Origin of the sequence: Antarcticibacterium flavum (assembly GCF_006159205.1) — a bacterium.
In the GTDB taxonomy this organism is placed as follows: domain Bacteria; phylum Bacteroidota; class Bacteroidia; order Flavobacteriales; family Flavobacteriaceae; genus Gillisia; species Gillisia flava.
Window position 1 is genome coordinate 3,239,718 of sequence record NZ_CP040812.1, and the last position, 20,296, is coordinate 3,260,013.

A 20,296-nucleotide genomic window follows, 5' to 3' on the forward strand; every position below is an offset into this window, starting at 1 on the left:
AAATAGAAATGCAAAAATTATCAGCATATCTAAATAAAAATACGGAAGCCGCCCCCTTGGCGGTTTTTCGTATTTTTTTTGGTGTTATGATGTTCATAAGCATTTTACGGTTTGCGATGCTTGGATGGATTGAAAAGCTTTATATCGCCCCTTCCTTCTTTTTTTCCTATTATGGTTTTGAATGGGTGAGGCCCCTGGGAGAATGGACTTATCTCATTTTTATAATTTCTGGGATCTCAGCTTTACTTGTAGCTGTAGGTTATAAATACCGTCTGGCGGTCATAGTTTTTTTTCTGAGCTTTACTTACATAGAATTAATGGATAAGACTACGTATCTTAATCATTATTACTTTATAAGTATCCTTAGTTTTCTCCTCATCTTTTTACCGGCCAATGCTTATTATTCTATTGATGCCTGGAAAAAACCATCCAGTGCCTTCCAAAGGATCCCTGCCTGGTGTATTGACAGTATTAAATTGTTGATTGGGATTGTATATTTTTATGCCGGCCTTGCCAAAATAAATTCAGACTGGTTGTTAAAGGCTATGCCTTTAAAGATATGGTTACCTTCAAAATATGATCTTCCACTTTTGGGCGATTTACTGCAACAGGAGTGGACCCATTATTTCTTTAGCTGGTCCGGGATGCTGTATGACCTGGCAATACCTTTTCTTTTATTGTCCAGGAAAACCAGGTGGTTTGGATTTATACTTGTAGTAGTGTTTCACCTTGTAACAAGGATCCTGTTTCCTATTGGAATGTTCCCATACATTATGATAGTAAGTGCTCTTATATTCTTTGATGCCGGCCTTCACCATAAGATCCTTAAAAAAATATCTGCTCTATGTAGAATATCTAAATCTCACTTTGATAATGGCCTGGAAAAGTACTTTGAACCAATAAATAGGAAATTATTACTGGGTGTTCTTAGCCTGTTCTTCTTAATTCAGCTTCTTTTTCCCTGGAGATACTTACTGTACCCGGGAGAGTTGTTCTGGACAGAAGAAGGTTTTCGCTTTTCCTGGAGGGTGATGCTTATGGAAAAGTCCGGTTACGCGCAATTTAAGGTCCTTGATGGAAAAACCGGTTCCTGGTTCTATGTTGATAATTCAGATTTTCTAAGTCCGTTTCAGGAAAAACAAATGGCTACACAACCAGATTTTATGCTGGAATATGCCCACTTCCTGGCCAGGCATTTTGCAAAGGACGGTCATGAAAATATTGAGATATACGTGGAAAATTACGTTGCCCTTAACGGCAGGAGAAGTGTGCCGTACATTGATCCTCAAATAAACCTTCTTGAACACAAAGACTCATTTAGACCAAAAACCTTTATACTCCCCTTCCATGACACTATCAAAGGCATTTAGTTTACTGTTTTTATTTACTCTTGGAACTATTAATGCCCAGGAGACTCTAAGAGGAAAAGTAGTGTCTGCTGAAAATGGGCTTCCGGTGGCAGAAGCTGAGGTTTATAATCGCACTACAGGAAAACTGGTCGTTACAGATAATAATGGGGACTTTCAATTCGTTGAACTAGAGGCAGGAAAATATGAGTTAACTATTTTTAGTTTTCAACATGAGATAATAGAAAGTACCGTAGATGTTCCCGGGAAAGGAGTTATGTTATTTGAATTAATGCCACTTTCTGAAATTCTTTCAGAAGTGGTTCTTACCCAACGCAGAAAGAAGCTGTTCGCCCTTAGAAGTTTACGGCAGGTGGAAGGAACAGCCATATATGCGGGAAAAAAAAGTGAAGTAGTGCTTATAGATGAACTCACGGCCAATCTTGCAACAAATAATGCCAGGCAAATATATAGCCAGATTGTTGGGCTTAATATTTATGATAATGGCGATGCTGGTTTACAGCTCAATATTGGTGGAAGAGGATTGGATCCAAATCGTACTCAAAACTTCAATACCCGGCAAAATGACTACGATATCTCAGCAGATGTCCTGGGCTACCCCGAAAGTTATTACACCCCTCCGGCTGAGGCATTGAGTGAAATACAAGTGGTAAGAGGGGCGGCTTCCCTTCAATACGGAACACAATTTGGGGGCCTCATTAACTTTAAGTTCAAAAAACCTTCTTATAAAAAGATTGAACTTGTTTCCCGTCAATCTACGGGTTCTTACAACCTTTTTACCAGTTTTAACAGTCTAAGCGGTACGGTTGGCAAATTCAGTTACTACACTTACTTTAATTATAAGAAAGGTGAGGGCTTCCGTCCAAATTCTGAATATAAATCTTATAACGCCTTTGCCCATCTTGGCTACCAGCTTGCAGAGAATACTAAGATATCCTTTGAATACACCCTATTGGATTATCTCGCTCAACAGCCGGGTGGGTTAACAGATGCGCAATTCTACAGAGATCCTTCCTATAGTAACCGGGAAAGGAATTGGTTTGATGTAAACTGGAATCTATATGCCCTCAAGCTGGAGCATAATTTATCATCAAAAACCGAAGTAAGTTTAAACCTTTTTGGGCTGGATGCTTCACGTAAGGCTGTAGGTTACAGAGAAAACAGGGTTTCGCAGCCTGATGATCTTGAGTCGCCGAGGGAACTACTATCAGATGATTTTAATTATTGGGGTGCTGAAGCCCGGATTCTTACCAGGTATAAATTTTTCAAGGAGTCTGTGTTATTAGTTGGGTCAAAATATTACCAGGCAAAGAATTTCCAGCGCCAGGGGCCCGGAAGTGCAGGTGCAGGTCCAGATTTTTCGTTTGCTACCAACGAATTCCCGAATTATTCCCGCCAGTCAGATTTTCAATTTCCTAACAGGAATCTCGCCTTTTTTGGTGAAAATATCTTCAATTTCACCGATAAATTTTCTGTTACTCCAGGTGTAAGGATTGAATATATCGATACTCAAAGTGAAGGTACCTATAAAAATATATTTCTTGATCTCGCCGGGAATGTGCTGCAGAATGAAACTCTCACAGATAACCGGGATTTGGAACGGAGCTTTATTTTATTGGGAGTTGGCACTGCTTATAAAATTTCCAATAATTCTGAAATTTATGCCAATTTCTCAGAAAACTACCGCTCAGTTACATTTAATGATATTCGGGTGGTGAATCCTGTTTTTCAGGTTGACCCAAATATCTCTGACGAAACCGGGTATACTGCAGATATTGGGGTTCGGGGTAGGTTGGGAAATTATATCAATTTTGATGCAGGATTGTTCGCCCTTAAATACAATGATCGCATTGGAGAAATATTAAAGACAGAGGTTAGGACAAATGCACAGGGGGAAGAGGTTGAAACGGGGAGGCTGGTAAGGTTTCGCGGGAATATTGGAGATGCTTTTATCTATGGAATCGAAACGTTTGCCGACTGGAACTTGCAAACAACCTTTTTCCCGGCGGCCAATGATTTTATTGCGGGTATTTTCATCAACTCCGCTCTCACAGATTCAGAATATATTCGCTCTGAGCAAACCAATGTAGAAGGTAATAAAGTAGAGTTTATTCCCACCTGGAATTTAAAGACCGGAACCAATTTTGGGTACAGGAATTTTCTTGGAAGGCTGCAGTACACTTATCTTTCAAGGCAATTTTCAGATGCCACCAATGCGCTACAGGATATAAATGATTCCCAGCGAGGAATCGAAGGTGCCATCCCGGCTTATGGAATCCTTGATCTTTCCCTGTCCTATTCATTGGGACGCTATAAGCTTGAAAGTGGAGTGAACAATCTTTTAAATGAAACATATTTCACAAGAAGGGCAACGGGTTATCCCGGCCCAGGGATCATCCCGGCCCAACCAATTACATGGTACGCCACCCTGCAGATTAAACTATAAATTTATTTCGAAACACGTAAGACAGAGTGGGATGTTACCTGGGATGCCAGGATATGAAAGGAAGTAAATCTTCCCAGAATTTTAATTTAAACCAAGTCTAAATAATTATATTTGCTAACTCGAAAAATAAATAAAAATGAGAAAATTTTTACTGGCCTTAGCAGCCATCGCGGTGTTCACAAGTTGTAAAAACGAAAAGAAAACAGAAGCTTCGAGCGATTCTCCCGGGGAGGTAAATGTCTATACCCACAGGCATTATGCAGCCGATCAAGAATTGTTTAGTCAATTTGAGGAAACTACCGGTATAAAAGTCAATGTTATCAATGCCAATGCCGATGAGCTTATCCAAAAAATGAATATCGAGGGAGAGCAGTCTCCTGCCGATGTTCTTATCACTGTTGATGCCGGACGGCTTACCCGTGCAAAAGACCAGGGATTGTTGCAGGCAGTGGAGTCAGAGGTTTTAAATAATACAGTAGCTTCTCACCTTAAAGATCCGGACAACCAGTGGTTTGGTCTTACCAAAAGAGCAAGAATTATTGTTTATGCTCCGGAAAGGGTGGATAGCACCGAGCTTTCTACTTATGAAGATCTCGCTACCAGCAAATGGAACGACAGGATCCTGGTGCGTTCTTCAGAAAATATTTATAACCAATCCCTTTTTGCATCCATTATCGTTAATAATGGAGAGGAAGCTGCGCGAGAATGGGCAAAAGGTCTGGTGGAGAATATGGCCAGAACTCCTAAGGGAAATGATCGTGACCAGGTAAAGGCTGTTGTTGCCGGAGAAGGAGATATTGCAATAGTGAATACCTATTACATAGGTAATTTACTGAATTCTGAGGATCCTGAAGAAGTAAAGGCAGGTGAGGCTGTAAAAGTTTTCTTTCCAAATCAGGAAGGAAGAGGAACTCATATAAACGTTAGTGGAGCAGGAGTTGCACGTTATGCACCGAATAAAGAAAATGCGGTAAGATTTATTGAATTCCTGGTTTCCAAAGAAGCCCAGGAGGTTTTTGCCAATTCCAACTATGAGTATCCTGTAAACACAGAAGTGCAGCCTGCTCAACTATTACAGAGCTGGGGAGAGTTTAAGGAAGATAGTCTCAACCTTTCCAAACTGGGAGAATTTAATAAAAAAGCCGTTCTAATATTTGATGAAACAGGCTGGAAGTAAAAGCATATTTTCTTATAAATACAGGTTAAAGAGATTAAAAAGGGATAGCAATAAGTGGGCGGTTCTCACATTATTCATTCTTTTCCTTATTGCTTTACCTGTTATTTCTATTGGGGTAAAGCTGTTTTCAGGCCCCGGGGAAACCTGGGGTCATATTGTAGATAACTTGCTCCTGGATTATATTGGGAATTCCTTCTTTCTCATTTTTGCTTGCGGCGCTCTGGTCCTTCTTCTGGGGGTAACTTCAGCCTGGCTGGTGGCCCGTTTTGAATTTCCGTTAAGGCAGCAAATGGAATGGCTGCTTATTCTGCCCCTGGCCATACCAGGATATATTGTAGCCTATGCCTATGCGGGTGTCTTTGATTATGGAGGTAGCTTCCAGTTGATACTCCAAAGCCTGGGTTTTGAATTTATTCGGCTGGATATAATGAACAGGTGGGGCCTGGCGTTTGTCCTGGGAGTTTCTTTATTTCCTTATGTTTATGTAAGCTCCAGAGCCTTTTTTCTCAACCAGGCGAATAGTCTCCTGGAAGCTTCAGAAATGCTTGGAGTGGGGCAGGTGAAAACTTTTTTCAGGTTAATGCTTCCTATGGCAAGGCCGGCTATAGTGGCCGGGTTGATCCTGGTACTTATGGAGGTGTTGAATGATTACGGGGCAGCCAAATACTACGGGGTCAATACCTTTACAACAGGGATCTTCAGGTCGTGGTTTTCTCTGGAAGAGCCTGAAACTGCAGTGTATCTTTCAGCCTTATTAATTGTTATAGTTTTTAGCCTTATCCTGCTGGAAAAATTTCAGCGCCGGCACGTTCGTTTTAACAGCAGCCGCAATAACAACGACCGTATATTCAGAAGAAAGGTGAGTAGCAGGAAACAACTTGTTATATTCCTGGTTGTATTCATTCCCGTATTACTGGGATTCCTTATTCCGGTGGCCCAATTAATCTATTGGGCAACTCTTACTTACGGGAAGGTTTTTGATATTTCCTTTCTTGCCCTATCTCTTCAAAGTTTTGGGATTGCCTTTCTAACTGCATTTATTACGGTAATTTTTGCGGTCACTCTTATATATTTCTCAAAATGGAGCAGGTTATCTTTTGTACGAAATGTTTCAAAACTGGGAGTATTGGGTTATGCTATCCCGGGTGCTGTAATTGCAATAGGGATTATGATCCCCACTATTTCAATAGATAAATGGTTAATAGGAGTGATGGATTTTCTTTTTAACCTTAATATAGGGCTCATATTAACCGGTACCCTGGTTGCCCTTATATATGCTTATGTGGTGAGGTTTCTTGCAGTAGCTTACAATCCAATAGAATCTACTGCACTAAAAGTAAGCAACGCAATTCCAGATTCTTCCAAGATGTTGGGAGTTGGGAATCTAAGGACCTTTTTTAAGGTAGAATTTCCACTCATTAGAACAGGTATAGCCAGTGCTTTTATTTTGGTTTTCATTGATGTTCTAAAAGAATTACCTTTAACCCTTATTCTTAAACCTTTTCATGTGAATACCCTCGCGGTGAAAGCATATGAATATGCCAGCGACGAAATGGTAATGGAATCTGCAATCCCGTCATTATTCATAATAATCACGGTTATGATTCCGGTAATTTTTTTGAACAGGCAGCTTATTAAATAGATAGGTAAAATGTATATGTTGGAGATCGAATCCCTTACCAAAAGCTTTGACAAAGGCAAAAGTTATGCATTGAAGGATGTATCTTTTCACCTTAATAAGGGTGATGTTTGCGCCCTTGTGGGGGAGAGCGGGAGTGGTAAGACCACTTTGGTAAGACTAATCGCCGGCCTGGAAACCCCAGATGCGGGAGTGATACGATTAAATGGAGAGGAAGTGTCCTCTTTAAAGAATTTTGTCACCCCGGAGAAGAGAAAGGTTGGGCTTGTATTCCAGGAATATGCATTATTTCCACATATGACCCTTTTCAAGAACGTGCTGTATGGTATTTCCAAACTAAAGAATAAAAAACAAAGGGCAGAGGAGGTTCTTGAGCTTGTAGGCCTTGGAGGGATGAAAGAACGTTATCCCCATCAGCTTTCAGGAGGGCAGCAGCAAAGGGTTGCTCTTGCCAGGGCACTTGCCCCAAACCCATCTCTTCTTATTCTTGATGAACCCTTTAGCAACCTGGATGCAATGTTAAGGATGCAGTTGCGCAACGAGATCTTTGAGATCGTAAAAACAACAGGAGTAACTGCAATTTTTGTAACCCACGATACCCAGGATGCCCTTGCAGTGGCAGATGAGATCCTTATCCTCCAGGGTGGGGAATTGATCCAGAAAGATGAAGCTGCCAACCTTTACACCAAACCCAATTCGATTTATGTAGCTTCCTTGTTTGGCAATACGATCCAATTAAGTCATGAGTTGCAATCCGCATTTAAATGCCCGCTTAACCCTGCCTGTTCTCATGCCATCAGGAATGAGAATTTTGCTATTAATGAAGAGTGTGAGCACGTGACTCATGCCAGGGTTTTAAAAAGGACTTTCCTTGGAAATGATACCCAGCTGCTGTTAAAGTTGGACAGCGGTCAACAACTGGCGGTACTTACCAAGGACCGTAATGTGGCCGATCGTATAAAGATTGGTTTCAATTCCAGCGATGTTCTTGAGTTCAATAATTAGCACCCATTGGTGTCCCATTAACATAATGTGAATTACGTTTAGGCTTGCTATATATAAGCTGAGGTCTTGTCAAACTCCACATGGGGGTGGTTTTTGAATCTAAAATAGTTAGGAAAATTCATGCTTTTTAGAATTTGGTAAAGCGCTGTTTTCCATTGACGTAGATTTTAGTCCAGGTTCTATATTCTAGCAGCGCAAGCGGTCCAGACTCTTTAACCGGACAATAATGAATTAGCACCCACATAAATATTTGGTTTAAAGTAAATTCGGCTTTTGCATTAAAAATCATTACATTTGCACGCAATTAAATCTTAATTGCTATGACTGCACATGAATCCAAGATCGTGGGTGAAGGATTAACCTATGATGATGTACTTTTAATTCCCGCTTTTTCTGAAGTTCTACCAAGGGAAGTTAATATCCAGACACAATTTACCCGAAACATCAGGATCAACGTGCCTATTGTCTCTGCTGCAATGGATACGGTGACAGAGTCCCGTATGGCTATAGCTATCGCCCGCGAGGGAGGTATCGGGGTACTTCACAAGAATATGACCACCGAACAGCAGGCCTTAAAAGTGCGCAAAGTTAAACGGGCAGAGAGTGGTATGATCATAGACCCCGTCACCTTACCTATTACCGCCAAAGTGAGCGATGCAAAGGAAAATATGAGGGAGCACAGCATTGGAGGTATTCCTATAATTGATGAAGAGGGAAAATTGCTGGGAATAGTTACTAATAGGGATCTTAGATTTGAAAAAAATAACAACCGGCCTATTGCTGAGGTGATGACTTCTGAAAATCTTGTAACAGTGGCAGAAGGGACTTCGATGGAACAGGCAGAGGTTATTCTTCAGGAAAACAAGATCGAGAAATTACCGGTAGTTAATAATGAGAAAAAATTAGTGGGATTGATCACTTTTCGTGATATAACCAAACTCACTCAAAAGCCAAATGCCAATAAGGATAGCTTCGGAAGGTTAAGGGTGGCAGCTGCCATTGGGGTTACCCCAGATGCAGTTCAACGAACCGAAGCATTGGTAAATGCTGGAGTAGATGCTGTTATTATTGACACTGCTCATGGCCATACCAGGGGTGTGGTAACTATATTAAAAGAAGTAAAAAAGAAATTTCCCGATCTTGAAGTAGTGGTTGGAAATATTGCCACGGCTGAAGCTGCCAAATACCTGGTTGAAGCCGGGGCAGATGCTGTTAAGGTTGGAATTGGCCCCGGGTCTATTTGTACTACCAGAGTTGTAGCAGGAGTAGGTTTCCCGCAATTCTCAGCCGTACTTGAAGTAGCTGCTGCTATTAAAGGTAGTGGGGTTCCTGTAATTGCCGATGGTGGTATTCGCTACACAGGTGATATTCCTAAGGCTATAGCTGCCGGGGCAGATTGTGTTATGCTTGGCTCTTTGCTGGCAGGAACAAAGGAATCTCCTGGAGAAACTATTATATACGAGGGAAGAAAATTTAAATCCTACCGTGGAATGGGATCTGTTGAAGCTATGAACAAAGGCTCGAAGGACAGGTATTTCCAGGATGTGGAGGATGATATCAAGAAACTGGTTCCAGAAGGTATTGTAGGAAGGGTGCCTTATAAAGGTGACCTGGAGGAAAGTATCCATCAATTCGTTGGTGGCCTGCGTGCAGGAATGGGTTACTGTGGGGCAAAGGATATTGCCACTTTAAAAGAAACAGGTAAATTCATAAAGATTACCTCAAGCGGGATTCACGAAAGTCATCCCCACGATGTTACTATCACAAAAGAATCTCCTAATTATAGCAGGTAATACAAAAGAAGTTATAATAAAAAAGGCTGCCGGAAGGCAGCCTTTTTTCATAAGGAAGAATTAATCCTTATTCTGCCGTAATTCCCAATTTTTCCAATACCGCATCTGTAATATCATGTGCAGGGTCTGCATATGCTAGTGCATTGGCGCTGGCATTGATGATCTGCGTATATTTCTGTTCCCTGATCACCTCTTTCATTGCACCGTCTATTTTTTCATATAAGGGTTTGGTAAGTTCATTCCTTCTCATTTGTAAGAGAACAGAAGCTTTTTGCCTGAAGTTCTTTATATCATTTTCAAGACTTATGATTTCATTCTCCTTTTTATTGCGGTCCTCTTCTGTCATAGATTCTGTAGTGGCCTGGTAATCGGCTACCAGGTCCTCGTACTTCTTTATGGTACTCTGTAATTCTCCCTGCAAATCTGTATTATAAACTTTAAGTCCTTCCTCTACGGTAGATATTTCAGGCAATTGTCCCAGTATGAACTCTGCATCAATGGTTCCTACCTTGGTTTGTGCCTGTGCAAAAAAGCCGGTTAAAAGTACGGCTAGTAATAACAAATATTTTTTCATGATAAAATTTGATTTTGAGCAAATATATAAGAGCCATTTAAATAAATCCTTAAAAAATTAAAATTATTCTGCTGTATACACACTAGCCCTGTGGGGTTTAAGAACATCGCGATAAACTGGGATTCTGGACTCGGGGATTACCCAATAGGCTAGCGAATGCATTTCGTGAAGTTCTTCCATCCCTGTTATTGTATATTCCTTAATGTCATTGTTCTTAATAAATTCCCGCAGGTGAATTTCGTGATGTGCTGCGGTCTTCTGTGAAGTGGGCCCTCTAAAGTCCCATATAAGCTTAATTTGTCTTTCCATATTCATTTACTCTGTTGCCATTTTCAGCAAAATTTTTAAAATCTTTCATATAAGTTAAACTCTGTTTTTTAAAAGCTCCCGGCATGAAGAACCCCATTAATTTCATGAAACCCGAGAATTTAAATTCATAATCGGCAATCCACAAGGTTCTTGTTTTCTCTTCCTCCTGAAAATAATTTTTCTGAATATTGAAAACCCCCGTAGCTTCATAACTCACATGCAGTTTTCCCGGGACTGCTCTTTTAATAATGGTTTCGATCATGCTTATTTCCCTTTTTCCCATTTTATATTTAAGCTTTGCCCTCGAGCCTTCCTGGCCTGGTTTCCCACTTAAATGCCTGTAAGAAATAAATCCCTTTTGCCAATGTTTAAAATTGGTAGGGTCTTCCACCTTTTTAAAGACCTCCTCTCTTGGGAGGTCGATAATTATTTGTTTGGAAAACTTCATCTTGGTGCCATTTTTGTTTACCACTAAAGTAATTCAAGATTTTATAATTTTATTATAATTTATTGAATTTGAAATCGTTTGACGTATAGTCTTGTTTACGCCGGTAGAATTCTTATTTTTGCGGCAATTCCGTCTTATTTCAGGAAAGGCGTGGAGAACAGGCTTAAATCTTGTGGTAATTAATGAAGAAATTAACAGTTGGAATTTTAGTTGCCCTTGTCTTTGGTTTTGGTACCACTTCATGTAGCTATTTCGAGAAGAGTGAAGAAAGGGAAGTGCTGGCCAGGGTTAATGATTCTTACCTGTACAAGGATGACATTCAGGCTTTGGTGGATGAGAGTATTTCCAAAGAAGACAGTATACTTATAGTGACCAATTTCATTACCCGCTGGGCCACCCAGCAGTTATTGATCGACAGGGCAAAATATAATTTAAGCCAGAGACAGCAGGACGAATTTGAAGAACTGGTAAGGAATTATAAGAATGAATTATATACCAAGGCCTATGCAGATGCTCTTGTAGCCAAGCAGCTTGATACTTCTTTAAGCCAGGGAGAGATCGAGACCTATTATGAGGATCACCAGGAAAGCTTTAGGTTGAACGAGGATTTGGTAAAGTTGAGGTATATAAGTGTTGATAAAAATACACTCGATTTTCAGGATATAAAGCGCATGTTTGTACGCTATAATGAAAAGGACAAAGAAGAACTTGATAAGATCTCACTTCAATTCAAAGGGTATTCCTTTAATGATTCGGTTTGGGTAAGTTCCAAATCTGTCTACAATAAAATAGGCCCGTTGAATGATTCAAACAAAGCTCAATTATTAAAAAAGGCTAACTTTCTTCAGCTTGAAGATTCATTAGAAGTATATTTGGTATATGTAAACGATGTTTTGCTAAGGAATGACCAGGCACCCCTGGAATATGCAACATCAACAATAAAACAGATCCTGCTGAATAAAAGAAAGGCAGGTTTGGTTAAGGAACTTGAAAAAGATATAACACGAGATGCAATTGAAAAGAACAAATTTGAAATTTATAATTAACGGTTTCGCCGCATTTTTATTTGTAGCGATAGGAAACCGGGCAATAGCGCAGGAGGTCATTGTTACAGACAGTACTGCGATCCAACCACAGGAAGCCATTGCAGAACTTAGGACTGCACAGGATAATCCAGGAAGATACAAGGTTGACGGGATCGCGGCCGTGGTAGGGCAATACGTGATCCTTGACAGTGATATTGATATGCTTTACCAGGACCTAAAAAGCCAGGGGGTATCAACTGCAGATGTTACAGATTGTCAGCTGGCAGGGAACCTATTGGAGAACAAATTGTATGCTCACCATGCTATCCAGGATAGTATCGTGGTTTCTGAAGCTGAATTGAGTAATTATGTAGACCAGCAAATAAGCCAGATGGTTGGCCAGGTAGGTTCTATAGAAAAAGTACTGGATTTCTATAAAAGGGAATCTGAGACAGAATTCAGGCAGGAACTTCTGGAAATTAACCGGCAGCGAGAGCTTTCCAACAGGATGCAGGAAAAGATCATTGGTGATGTAGAGGTCACTCCAGACGAGGTGAGAGAATATTTCAACTCTATTCCTGAAGATGAACGTCCTATTTTTGGAGATGAGGTGGAGGTTGCTCAAATCGTGATCAAACCCGAGATCCCGCAAAGTGAGAAACAAAAGATCATGGCCCGTCTTTATGAAATGCGTGAAGATGTGCTGGACAATGGTGCCAGTTTTAATACAAAGGCGATCATGTATTCCCAGGATCCCGGTTCCAGCAGGAATGGTGGTAAAATGCTTATAAGCAGGAAAGATCCACTTGACAAGGATTTTAAGGATACTGCCTTTAGCCTCCAGGAAGGGGAAATAAGTGAACCTTTTGAATCACAATTTGGCTTTCATATTATTATGTTAGATAAGGTTGTGGGTCAAAACCTGGAGATAAGACATATTCTTTTAATTCCAGATGTTACACAGGCAACAACAGAACGGGCAAGAAAAAAACTGGATAGCATAAGAAACCAGATAGTGGATAAAGAGTTAACCTTTGCCCAGGCAGCAAAAAAATATTCTGAAGAAGAAGAAACGGCAGCAAATAGTGGAAGGCTTATAAATCCCACTACCGGGGATACAAGGTTTGAATTAACCAAAATTGATCCTGAAATATATGACCAGGTGGTAAACTTGAAAGAAGGCGAAGTTTCTCTTATCTTAACAGACCAGGATCGTACAGGCAGGGTGTTCTTCAAGGTAATAACAGTAAACAAACGTTTTCCGGAACACAGGGCAGAGTTTGCACAGGACTATATGAAGATCCAGGAACTGGCCTTACAGCAAAAGCAGTTAAATGAGATAACTAAATGGCGCAAAGAAAAAATTGCAGATACATATATAAAAGTTAATGGAAAGTTCCGTAATTGTGAGTATGCACATAACTGGTTGAAAAAATAATTAAATGATATGAGTGATGTTGCCGCAGTAGAAAACCTGGTAGATAAGCATAAAAAGCTTCGGCAGGAGATCTCCAAAGTAATAGTAGGGCAGGAGGACGTGGTAAACCAGATCCTCCTCTCTGTTTTTGCAGGTGGCCATGCATTGCTAATAGGAGTACCTGGCCTGGCCAAGACCTTAATGGTCAATACTATCGCCAAAGCTCTGGGACTGGACTTTAAAAGGATCCAGTTTACACCAGATCTTATGCCGAGTGATATTTTAGGATCTGAGATCCTTGACGAGAACAGGCACTTTAAATTTATAAAAGGCCCCGTCTTTTCGAATATCATCCTGGCAGATGAGATCAATAGAACCCCTCCCAAAACACAAGCTGCCTTACTGGAAGCCATGCAGGAAAGGGCGGTAACCGTAGCAGGAAATCATTATAAGCTAAGTTTACCTTATTTTGTGCTTGCTACCCAAAACCCCATAGAGCAGGAAGGAACTTATCCATTGCCTGAAGCGCAGCTGGACAGGTTTATGTTTGCAATACATCTCGAATATCCCTCTTTTAATGAGGAAGTAAATGTTGTAAAGAATACCACCTCTAATATTAAAGTTGATATTTCTCCCCTTTTTACTGCTGAAGAGATCATAGAAATCCAGCAATTGATACGACGGGTGCCGGTGGCCGATAACGTGGTGGAATATGCTGTTACCCTGGTGGGAAAGACCCGGCCGCAAGGCAAAACGGCTCCAAATCTTGTTAAAAATTATGTAGACTGGGGGGCAGGACCCCGGGCTTCTCAAAATCTCGTCCTTGCCGCCAAGGCACATGCTGTGGTCAATGGTAAATTCTCTCCAGATATTGAAGATATACAGGCAGTCGCGATTGGGATCCTGCGACATAGGGTGATCAAGAATTATAAAGCTGAGGCTGAAGGTGTTTCAGAAGAAAAGATAATCACTTCCCTTTTTTAAGCTTGTATATATCTTTTCGTGAGATTTCTTTTCAGAGGGTATGTAATTTTTCGGGAACTTCTCTTTTTTGATTCATTGGTGTTCGACTAAAGATATGTGGATGTTCGGTAGCCTCGCTATATATAGGTAGAGACCATTTCAATTTCAACCAGGGGTTTGTTTTGAATCCTGGATAGTTTAGAAGAATACGCATTTTTTAGAATTGGAAAAGGTGCTGTTTTCCATTGACGTCGATTTTATTCCAGTTTCTATATTCTGGCAGCGGATGCGGTCCAGACTCTTTCACAATACAATAATTCTTTTGATTGAAAGATATTCCTGGCAATTTTAAAAATACCTGTTAACCGGCTCTTATGGCACCCAGGAAATTTCCCTTCTCTCTGGCAGGTACTGCTAAATTCTTATTTTCAGGATATTATTTTGCTGTTTATTTAATTTATAGCCTGCATTTTTGCTAATTATTAAATTTTATTCATTAAATGACCAGATTAGGTTGTAATTTTTAAAATCGGGTGAAAATTCGTAATTTTGCAAGACTTTTTTAGAACATTAAAAAATTAGACAATGGCATACGATATTGATATGATCAGGAAGGTTTACAGTACTATGGCAGAGCGTGTGAATAAAGCACGTGAAGTTGTTGGTAAGCCTTTAACGCTTTCAGAAAAAATTCTTTATTCTCATTTGTGGGATGGGAATGCCACAAAGGGCTTCACCCGTGGGAAAGATTATGTGGAATTTGCACCAGACAGGATTGCCTGCCAGGATGCAACTGCACAAATGGCTCTTTTGCAATTCATGCAGGCAGGGAAAAAAACTGTTGCTGTTCCAACCACTGTTCATTGTGATCACCTTATACAGGCAAAAATGGGTGCTGCCATAGATCTACAGGCCGCCAATAAATCAAGTAGTGAAGTTTTTGACTTTCTGGAATCTGTGTCCAATAAATATGGAATTGGATTCTGGAGGCCGGGTGCGGGGATTATTCACCAGGTGGTATTGGAAAATTACGCATTCCCTGGAGGAATGATGATTGGTACAGATTCTCATACCGTAAATGCAGGTGGTCTTGGAATGGTTGCTATTGGTGTAGGTGGGGCAGATGCTGTAGACGTTATGGCCGGGATGCCATGGGAACTAAAATTCCCAAAGCTTATTGGAGTAAAATTGACAGGTAAATTATCGGGATGGACTGCTCCTAAGGATGTAATTTTAAAGGTTGCCGGTATCCTTACCGTAAAAGGAGGAACAGGGGCAATTATAGAATATTTTGGTGAAGGTGCAAGATCCATGTCGGCTACAGGAAAAGGTACCATATGTAACATGGGAGCAGAGGTTGGTGCGACCACATCTACTTTTGGTTATGATGATTCCATGGAGCGTTATCTTCGTGCTACCAACAGAGCCGATGTTGCCGAGGCAGCAAATGAAGTAAGGGAGCACCTTACTGGTGATGATGAAGTATATGCCAATCCAGAGCAGTATTTTGATGAATTAATTGAAATAAACCTTTCTGAGCTTAAGCCTCACCTCAACGGACCTTTCACTCCAGATCTTGCCACTCCTATTTCAGAAATGGGAGCCAAGGCAAAGGAAAATGACTGGCCAATAAATGTTGACTGGGGCTTGATAGGTTCCTGTACAAACTCTTCCTATGAAGATCTTACAAGGGCTGCTTCTATTGCCAAGCAGGCAGTAGACAAGAGAGTAAAAGCAAAATCTGACTTCGGGATTAATCCGGGATCTGAAACAATTCGTTTTACTGCAGAGCGCGACGGGCTTCTTCAAATTTTTGAGGACCTGGATGCTACGATATTTACGAATGCCTGTGGGCCCTGTATTGGCCAATGGGACAGGAGTGACCGCAAGGGAGATGAGAAGAATACCATTGTTCATTCCTTTAACAGGAACTTCTCTAAAAGAGCTGATGGGAATCCAAACACCCACGCATTTGTAGGTTCACCAGAGATGGTTGCTGCAATCGCAATTTCCGGAAGGCTTGATTTTGATCCTACACGCGATAAGCTTCTCAATGAAGATGGAGAGGAAGTAATGCTGGATGAACCAACAGGAATTGAATTGCCTCCAAAAGGGTTTGATGTGGAAGACCCGGGCTATGTAGCACCGTCTGAGGATGGAAGCCACGTAGAAGTCAAAGTGGCTACAGATAGTGAACGTCTTCAATTGCTGGAGCCTTTCGAACCATGGGATGGTAAAAATCTTACAGGAGCGAAACTATTGATCAAGGCTTTTGGAAAATGTACAACAGACCATATCTCTATGGCAGGGCCCTGGTTAAGGTTCCGCGGGCATCTGGACAATATATCCAATAATATGCTTATTGGGGCAATTAATGCTTTCAATAAAAAAACCAATTATGTAAAGAACCAGATCACGGGTGAATATGATGGGGTACCGGTAGTGCAGCGGTCTTATAAGGCTGCAGGAATCCCAACTGTGGTAGTGGGAGATCATAATTATGGTGAGGGTTCTTCCAGGGAGCATGCAGCTATGGAGCCGCGTCACCTGGGTGTCAAAGTGGTGCTGGTAAAATCCTTTGCACGTATTCACGAGACCAACCTTAAAAAACAGGGAATGTTAGGGATCACCTTCCAAAATGAGGATGATTATGACCTAATCCAGGAAGATGACACCTTTAACTTTATTGATCTTGAGGATTTTGCTCCAGACAGGCCACTTACAATTGAGGTTGTGCATGCCGATGGTAGCAAGGATGTAATCAAGGCAAATCACACCTATAACCTGCCGCAAATCGAATGGTACAAGCACGGGTCTGCATTAAACCTAATTAAAAAGGAAAATGCTGCTGCGTAGTATAAGTTATAATTAATAAATAAAAACTCCCGCCGATTGCGGGAGTTTTTTTATCTGTATATTTTCCTATTGGGTATGAATTCAACTTCTGGTTTCAATTAAAGCAGTTTCTACCCTTCTCTTTTGGTCCAATAATAGATTTGTTACACCTCGCGAGTGCGTTTGATCAAACAAGATTTTATAATAATTTCTAATATTTTTCACCTCAAGATCCAGGGTTAATTCCCATTTATTTATCCTGGAAAATCTCAGGACCGTGTATTTAGTTTCCATCAGGAAAGGAAATGTATAACTGCAAATTGTTGAAATTAACCTGGCCCTTTTCGAAATAAAATTATCTTCCAGGCAGGTGTCTAATTCGTGCTTAATTTTCTCGCGAATTTCTATTTTTTTAGAAATGATTTTAATGGTTTCTTTTTCTTTGAGTAATTGTTTATCAATAAGTTGAGTGTATAAATCTAATAGATTTACATTCGATGTCTGCAGGTCGAGGATTTGGTAATAGGATCTAATTGAAAACATAATTCACAGATAAATTGGAAATAAATTTAATGTCTGTTACAAATAAATTAAAATTTCAAAATTCATTAACAATATATTAACTTTTCACATCAGTGGTACCAGTGGTTTTACTATTAGTAATTATAAAGACGCATCGAATTAATTTAATGCGCGACCTTTGCTGTAGAGGCAACAACAAATCTTTATGAAACCTTTAATCTTTTATTAACAAATGAGTAGAAGAGTCGAAATAGGAGCCAGATTAAAAGATCTGCGGAAAAAAAATAAATTTTCTCAGCAATTCGTAGCTGAAAATCTTTTCATTTCCCAGGCAGCTTATTCCCTTATCGAAAATTCTCAAAATGGAATCGTAGCAGAGCATATAGTTGGGTTAAGTAATCTTTATGAAGTTACTACAGATTTTATCCTCAAAGGTGATAAACATCTTATTAGGATTTCCCCTTCCCAGGGATTTGTTCCATATATAAAAGTAAAGGCCCATGCTGGCTTTGTAAAGAATTCTTCAAAAGATTTAGATTACGAAGATTATGAATGGTACAGGATTCCAGGATATAATCCTACCCAAGGCCATCTTCTCTTTGAAGCCGAAGGAGAAAGTATGGTGCCAACAGTTTTGCCGGGAGATGTTCTTATTTGTCAAAAACACAATAATTGGGATTTGATCCTCAGTGGCTCTGTAGTGGTATTGGTCACAAATGAATCGGTGCTGGTAAAGCGTCTCATTAAGCAGGATGCAGAGAATCTTTTCGCCTTCGAAAATGATAACCCCGAAGATAATGAGGTTATTAAATGTAATTACAAGGAGATCAAGGAAATTTACATGGTGCGCGGGAAAATTAGTAATGTCCTTATTCCACATCACCAAATGACTTCAAAAGGTAAAATACAGACCCTCGAGGAATCAATTGAGTATCTTAAAAAAGAACTATACACTATTAATAAAAAATTAAACAACATCAGGAAATAAGGCAGTTCTTCTAGGAGAATTTGCATTAATTTCTTTCCTTTACCGGAAAATTTTTAGAGTATGAAACTCTTTAAAAACCAATGGTCAAACATTCTTATTGCAGTGATAATCCTAGCCATGATCATTCCCGGGATTCGAAAACCAATCCAGATTTTCGCCAATAAACTTCTTTCTTTTAGTCCCTCAATAACTTCTGAAGAAGATAGGAAAACTATAGCAAGTTATGAATGGGTACTGGAGAAGAATAACCGTGACAGGACAGAGTTCTCGAGTTTTGAAGGAGAAGTAGTCCTTATTAATTTTTGGGCTACCTGGTGTCCTCCCTGTATCGCCGAAATGCCCAGTTTCCAGGAACTTTATGAAGATTACCAGGACAAGGTAACCTTTCTCTTTGTGTCCAGTGAAGACCATGAGACCGTAAGAGGTTTCCTTAACCGGAAGAATTATACCTTACCTGCATACCGCCCACTAAGTGAGCCACCACAACCTCTTAATGGAAAAACCCTCCCTACAACCTTTCTTTTGGATAAAAACGGAAATATAGTGATCCAAAAAGTTGGAGCGGCAGACTGGAATAGTGAAAGCGTGCGCAATACCCTGGATGCCTTGCTGCAATAGTAAAAGAGAATACTACCTATTATCTAAAATATTTTCCTGAAGAACGAAACGAGGAATTGGGGATGGAACAGGGAGAACATGATCTTTAATTCTTCCTTAAATGTTGTCTCTTCATCAAGGTATTTAAAGATTTCCTGCGGGGAGTTGTTCCTGTAAAATTTTGTAAAGATCTTTTCTCCCATCTCATTATTCCTTTTGAGCACATCGAGGAAGATCGCGTCATATTTACGAAACCTGGGAATTATCAATCCCTCATCAGGATTTTTCCCCTGTTTAATATTTTCGATTATTTGAGCAACTTTTTTTTCGGTATGCTTGAAGGAATATCCTGTTGATCCTTTCACCCAGGAGCCGGCAGTGCCAATTTTGGTTATTTTTGGGCTGCTGTGCTTATGGAAATCGTAATCTGTCATAGGGATAATCCCTTTTTCAGTTTCTGTTATGCTGTAATCATCTGTTTTAAGTATTTCTTTCATATACTTTGAGAGATGTTCATCATAAATAGCATCTTCAGTTAAAAAAGGTGTGAAGAAAGTAAATTCCACCAGGGCCTTAGTTGGGGAAAGTGGAAGTACATATGTGAAGCTCGTGCTATCTTTAAATTTGATCCTGAAATCCATCATCGTAAATACTGAAGGGTCGAAAACAGGAGTAGTCGTCTCAACCATCCATCCTTTGAAATGCTGAAAGATTGTATTTGAACCGGGGTCTTCTAAATAATCAGAAGGTAAACGGCTATCGAAGATATGCAGCGTGCTGTATGCCTCAGTAGCTCCGTAGGCAACTGTGGATGCTTTATCGATTTCCTTTATTTCGTCCTGAATGAAGTGTATATAAGGGGAGTGGCTAAGCTTAGAACGTACGTGTTCGTAAAAGTCCAGGGATCGCAGCATCTTGTAGCTGTAAGGCTCAAGGTCCAGCTGGAGTTTTTCATTAGCTGAATAAAACAGGCCTGCGTCCCATTTCTTTGTGATCAAATCATCCCACTGCGTTTCTCCCTGTTCCCAAAAACACCACGTCTTATCATTGGTATTCTTGGGTTCTGGATCTATTATCGCAATGGAGCGCTGCTCAAAGAACCTATCCCTGCCCATTTCCAGGGCAAGCTGAAGTCCGGCCAAACCTCCTCCTATAATTATGTAATCAAAGTGTTTTGGCATAGAAAGCCAA

17 protein-coding genes and 1 pseudogene are annotated in these 20,296 nt (G+C 40.3%); 13 read left to right on the forward strand and 5 right to left on the reverse strand.

Annotated elements, in window-relative coordinates:
• Nucleotides 1-8 precede the first annotated feature (8 nt).
• The 7 genes and pseudogenes from FHG64_RS14055 to guaB all read left to right on the forward strand — a co-directional run bounded on the left by FHG64_RS14055 (nucleotide 9) and on the right by guaB (nucleotide 9,427).
• Nucleotides 9-1,370: an HTTM domain-containing protein gene (locus FHG64_RS14055; RefSeq protein ID WP_139066998.1), complete on the forward strand. Its 1,362-nt coding sequence runs from the start codon at nucleotides 9-11 to the stop codon at nucleotides 1,368-1,370.
• Nucleotides 1,348-3,813 (forward strand): TonB-dependent receptor domain-containing protein, encoded by a 2,466-nt coding sequence (locus FHG64_RS14060; RefSeq protein ID WP_139066999.1) that lies wholly within the window; start codon nucleotides 1,348-1,350, stop codon nucleotides 3,811-3,813. Before FHG64_RS14055 ends, FHG64_RS14060 begins: the two co-directional genes overlap by 23 nt.
• A gap of 136 nt (nucleotides 3,814-3,949) precedes the next feature.
• A complete protein-coding gene (locus tag FHG64_RS14065; protein ID WP_139067000.1) occupies nucleotides 3,950-4,990 on the forward strand; it encodes a Fe(3+) ABC transporter substrate-binding protein in 1,041 nt (346 codons plus the stop codon).
• Nucleotides 4,971-6,632 (forward strand): ABC transporter permease, encoded by a 1,662-nt coding sequence (locus FHG64_RS14070; protein ID WP_139067982.1) that lies wholly within the window; start codon nucleotides 4,971-4,973, stop codon nucleotides 6,630-6,632. Before FHG64_RS14065 ends, FHG64_RS14070 begins: the two co-directional genes overlap by 20 nt.
• 105 nt (nucleotides 6,633-6,737) lie before the next feature.
• Nucleotides 6,738-7,217: pseudogene (locus FHG64_RS20055) on the forward strand (ABC transporter ATP-binding protein); the annotation flags it as partial.
• A gap of 27 nt (nucleotides 7,218-7,244) precedes the next feature.
• Nucleotides 7,245-7,634 carry a TOBE domain-containing protein gene (locus FHG64_RS20060; RefSeq protein ID WP_407921027.1) on the forward strand — a complete coding sequence of 130 codons (390 nt, stop codon included), beginning with the start codon at nucleotides 7,245-7,247 and terminating at the stop codon, nucleotides 7,632-7,634.
• Between the two features lie 320 nt (nucleotides 7,635-7,954).
• Nucleotides 7,955-9,427 (forward strand): IMP dehydrogenase, encoded by a 1,473-nt coding sequence (gene guaB, locus FHG64_RS14080; RefSeq protein WP_139067002.1) that lies wholly within the window; start codon nucleotides 7,955-7,957, stop codon nucleotides 9,425-9,427.
• Between the two features lie 67 nt (nucleotides 9,428-9,494).
• Here the strand turns inward: guaB and FHG64_RS14085 are convergent, their stop codons facing one another.
• The 3 genes from FHG64_RS14085 to FHG64_RS14095 form a co-directional block, all read right to left on the reverse strand.
• Nucleotides 9,495-10,001, reverse strand: a complete 507-nt coding sequence (locus tag FHG64_RS14085) for an OmpH family outer membrane protein (protein WP_139067003.1) — start codon at nucleotides 9,999-10,001, stop codon at nucleotides 9,495-9,497.
• A 63-nt stretch (nucleotides 10,002-10,064) separates the two neighbouring features.
• Nucleotides 10,065-10,310 carry a hypothetical protein gene (locus FHG64_RS14090; protein WP_139067983.1) on the reverse strand — a complete coding sequence of 82 codons (246 nt, stop codon included), beginning with the start codon at nucleotides 10,308-10,310 and terminating at the stop codon, nucleotides 10,065-10,067.
• Complete coding sequence (locus tag FHG64_RS14095) at nucleotides 10,294-10,758, reverse strand: SRPBCC family protein (RefSeq protein ID WP_139067004.1); 465 nt, start codon at nucleotides 10,756-10,758, stop codon at nucleotides 10,294-10,296. Before FHG64_RS14095 ends, FHG64_RS14090 begins: the two co-directional genes overlap by 17 nt.
• A 182-nt stretch (nucleotides 10,759-10,940) precedes the next feature.
• Between FHG64_RS14095 and FHG64_RS14100 the strand changes: the two genes are divergently transcribed.
• The 4 genes from FHG64_RS14100 to FHG64_RS14115 all read left to right on the forward strand — a co-directional run bounded on the left by FHG64_RS14100 (nucleotide 10,941) and on the right by FHG64_RS14115 (nucleotide 17,019).
• Nucleotides 10,941-11,804 (forward strand): peptidyl-prolyl cis-trans isomerase, encoded by an 864-nt coding sequence (locus FHG64_RS14100; protein WP_139067005.1) that lies wholly within the window; start codon nucleotides 10,941-10,943, stop codon nucleotides 11,802-11,804.
• On the forward strand, nucleotides 11,788-13,221 hold the full coding sequence (locus FHG64_RS14105; protein WP_317133569.1) for a peptidylprolyl isomerase: 1,434 nt from the start codon (nucleotides 11,788-11,790) through the stop codon (nucleotides 13,219-13,221). Before FHG64_RS14100 ends, FHG64_RS14105 begins: the two co-directional genes overlap by 17 nt.
• 9 nt (nucleotides 13,222-13,230) lie before the next feature.
• Nucleotides 13,231-14,184, forward strand: a complete 954-nt coding sequence (locus tag FHG64_RS14110; protein WP_139067007.1) for an AAA family ATPase — start codon at nucleotides 13,231-13,233, stop codon at nucleotides 14,182-14,184.
• Between the two features lie 564 nt (nucleotides 14,185-14,748).
• On the forward strand, nucleotides 14,749-17,019 hold the full coding sequence (locus tag FHG64_RS14115) for an aconitate hydratase (RefSeq protein ID WP_139067008.1): 2,271 nt from the start codon (nucleotides 14,749-14,751) through the stop codon (nucleotides 17,017-17,019).
• A gap of 81 nt (nucleotides 17,020-17,100) precedes the next feature.
• On the opposite strand, the gene FHG64_RS14120 is transcribed toward FHG64_RS14115, so the two are convergent.
• Nucleotides 17,101-17,541 carry a hypothetical protein gene (locus FHG64_RS14120; RefSeq protein ID WP_139067009.1) on the reverse strand — a complete coding sequence of 147 codons (441 nt, stop codon included), beginning with the start codon at nucleotides 17,539-17,541 and terminating at the stop codon, nucleotides 17,101-17,103.
• A 211-nt stretch (nucleotides 17,542-17,752) separates the two neighbouring features.
• Between FHG64_RS14120 and FHG64_RS14125 the strand changes: the two genes are divergently transcribed.
• Both FHG64_RS14125 and FHG64_RS14130 read left to right on the forward strand, forming a co-directional pair.
• Nucleotides 17,753-18,508 carry an XRE family transcriptional regulator gene (locus FHG64_RS14125; RefSeq protein WP_139067010.1) on the forward strand — a complete coding sequence of 252 codons (756 nt, stop codon included), beginning with the start codon at nucleotides 17,753-17,755 and terminating at the stop codon, nucleotides 18,506-18,508.
• Between the two features lie 60 nt (nucleotides 18,509-18,568).
• On the forward strand, nucleotides 18,569-19,126 hold the full coding sequence (locus FHG64_RS14130) for a TlpA family protein disulfide reductase (RefSeq protein ID WP_139067011.1): 558 nt from the start codon (nucleotides 18,569-18,571) through the stop codon (nucleotides 19,124-19,126).
• Nucleotides 19,127-19,149: 23 nt separating this feature from the next.
• On the opposite strand, the gene FHG64_RS14135 is transcribed toward FHG64_RS14130, so the two are convergent.
• On the reverse strand, nucleotides 19,150-20,286 hold the full coding sequence (locus tag FHG64_RS14135; protein WP_139067012.1) for a lycopene cyclase family protein: 1,137 nt from the start codon (nucleotides 20,284-20,286) through the stop codon (nucleotides 19,150-19,152).
• Nucleotides 20,287-20,296 lie beyond the last annotated feature (10 nt).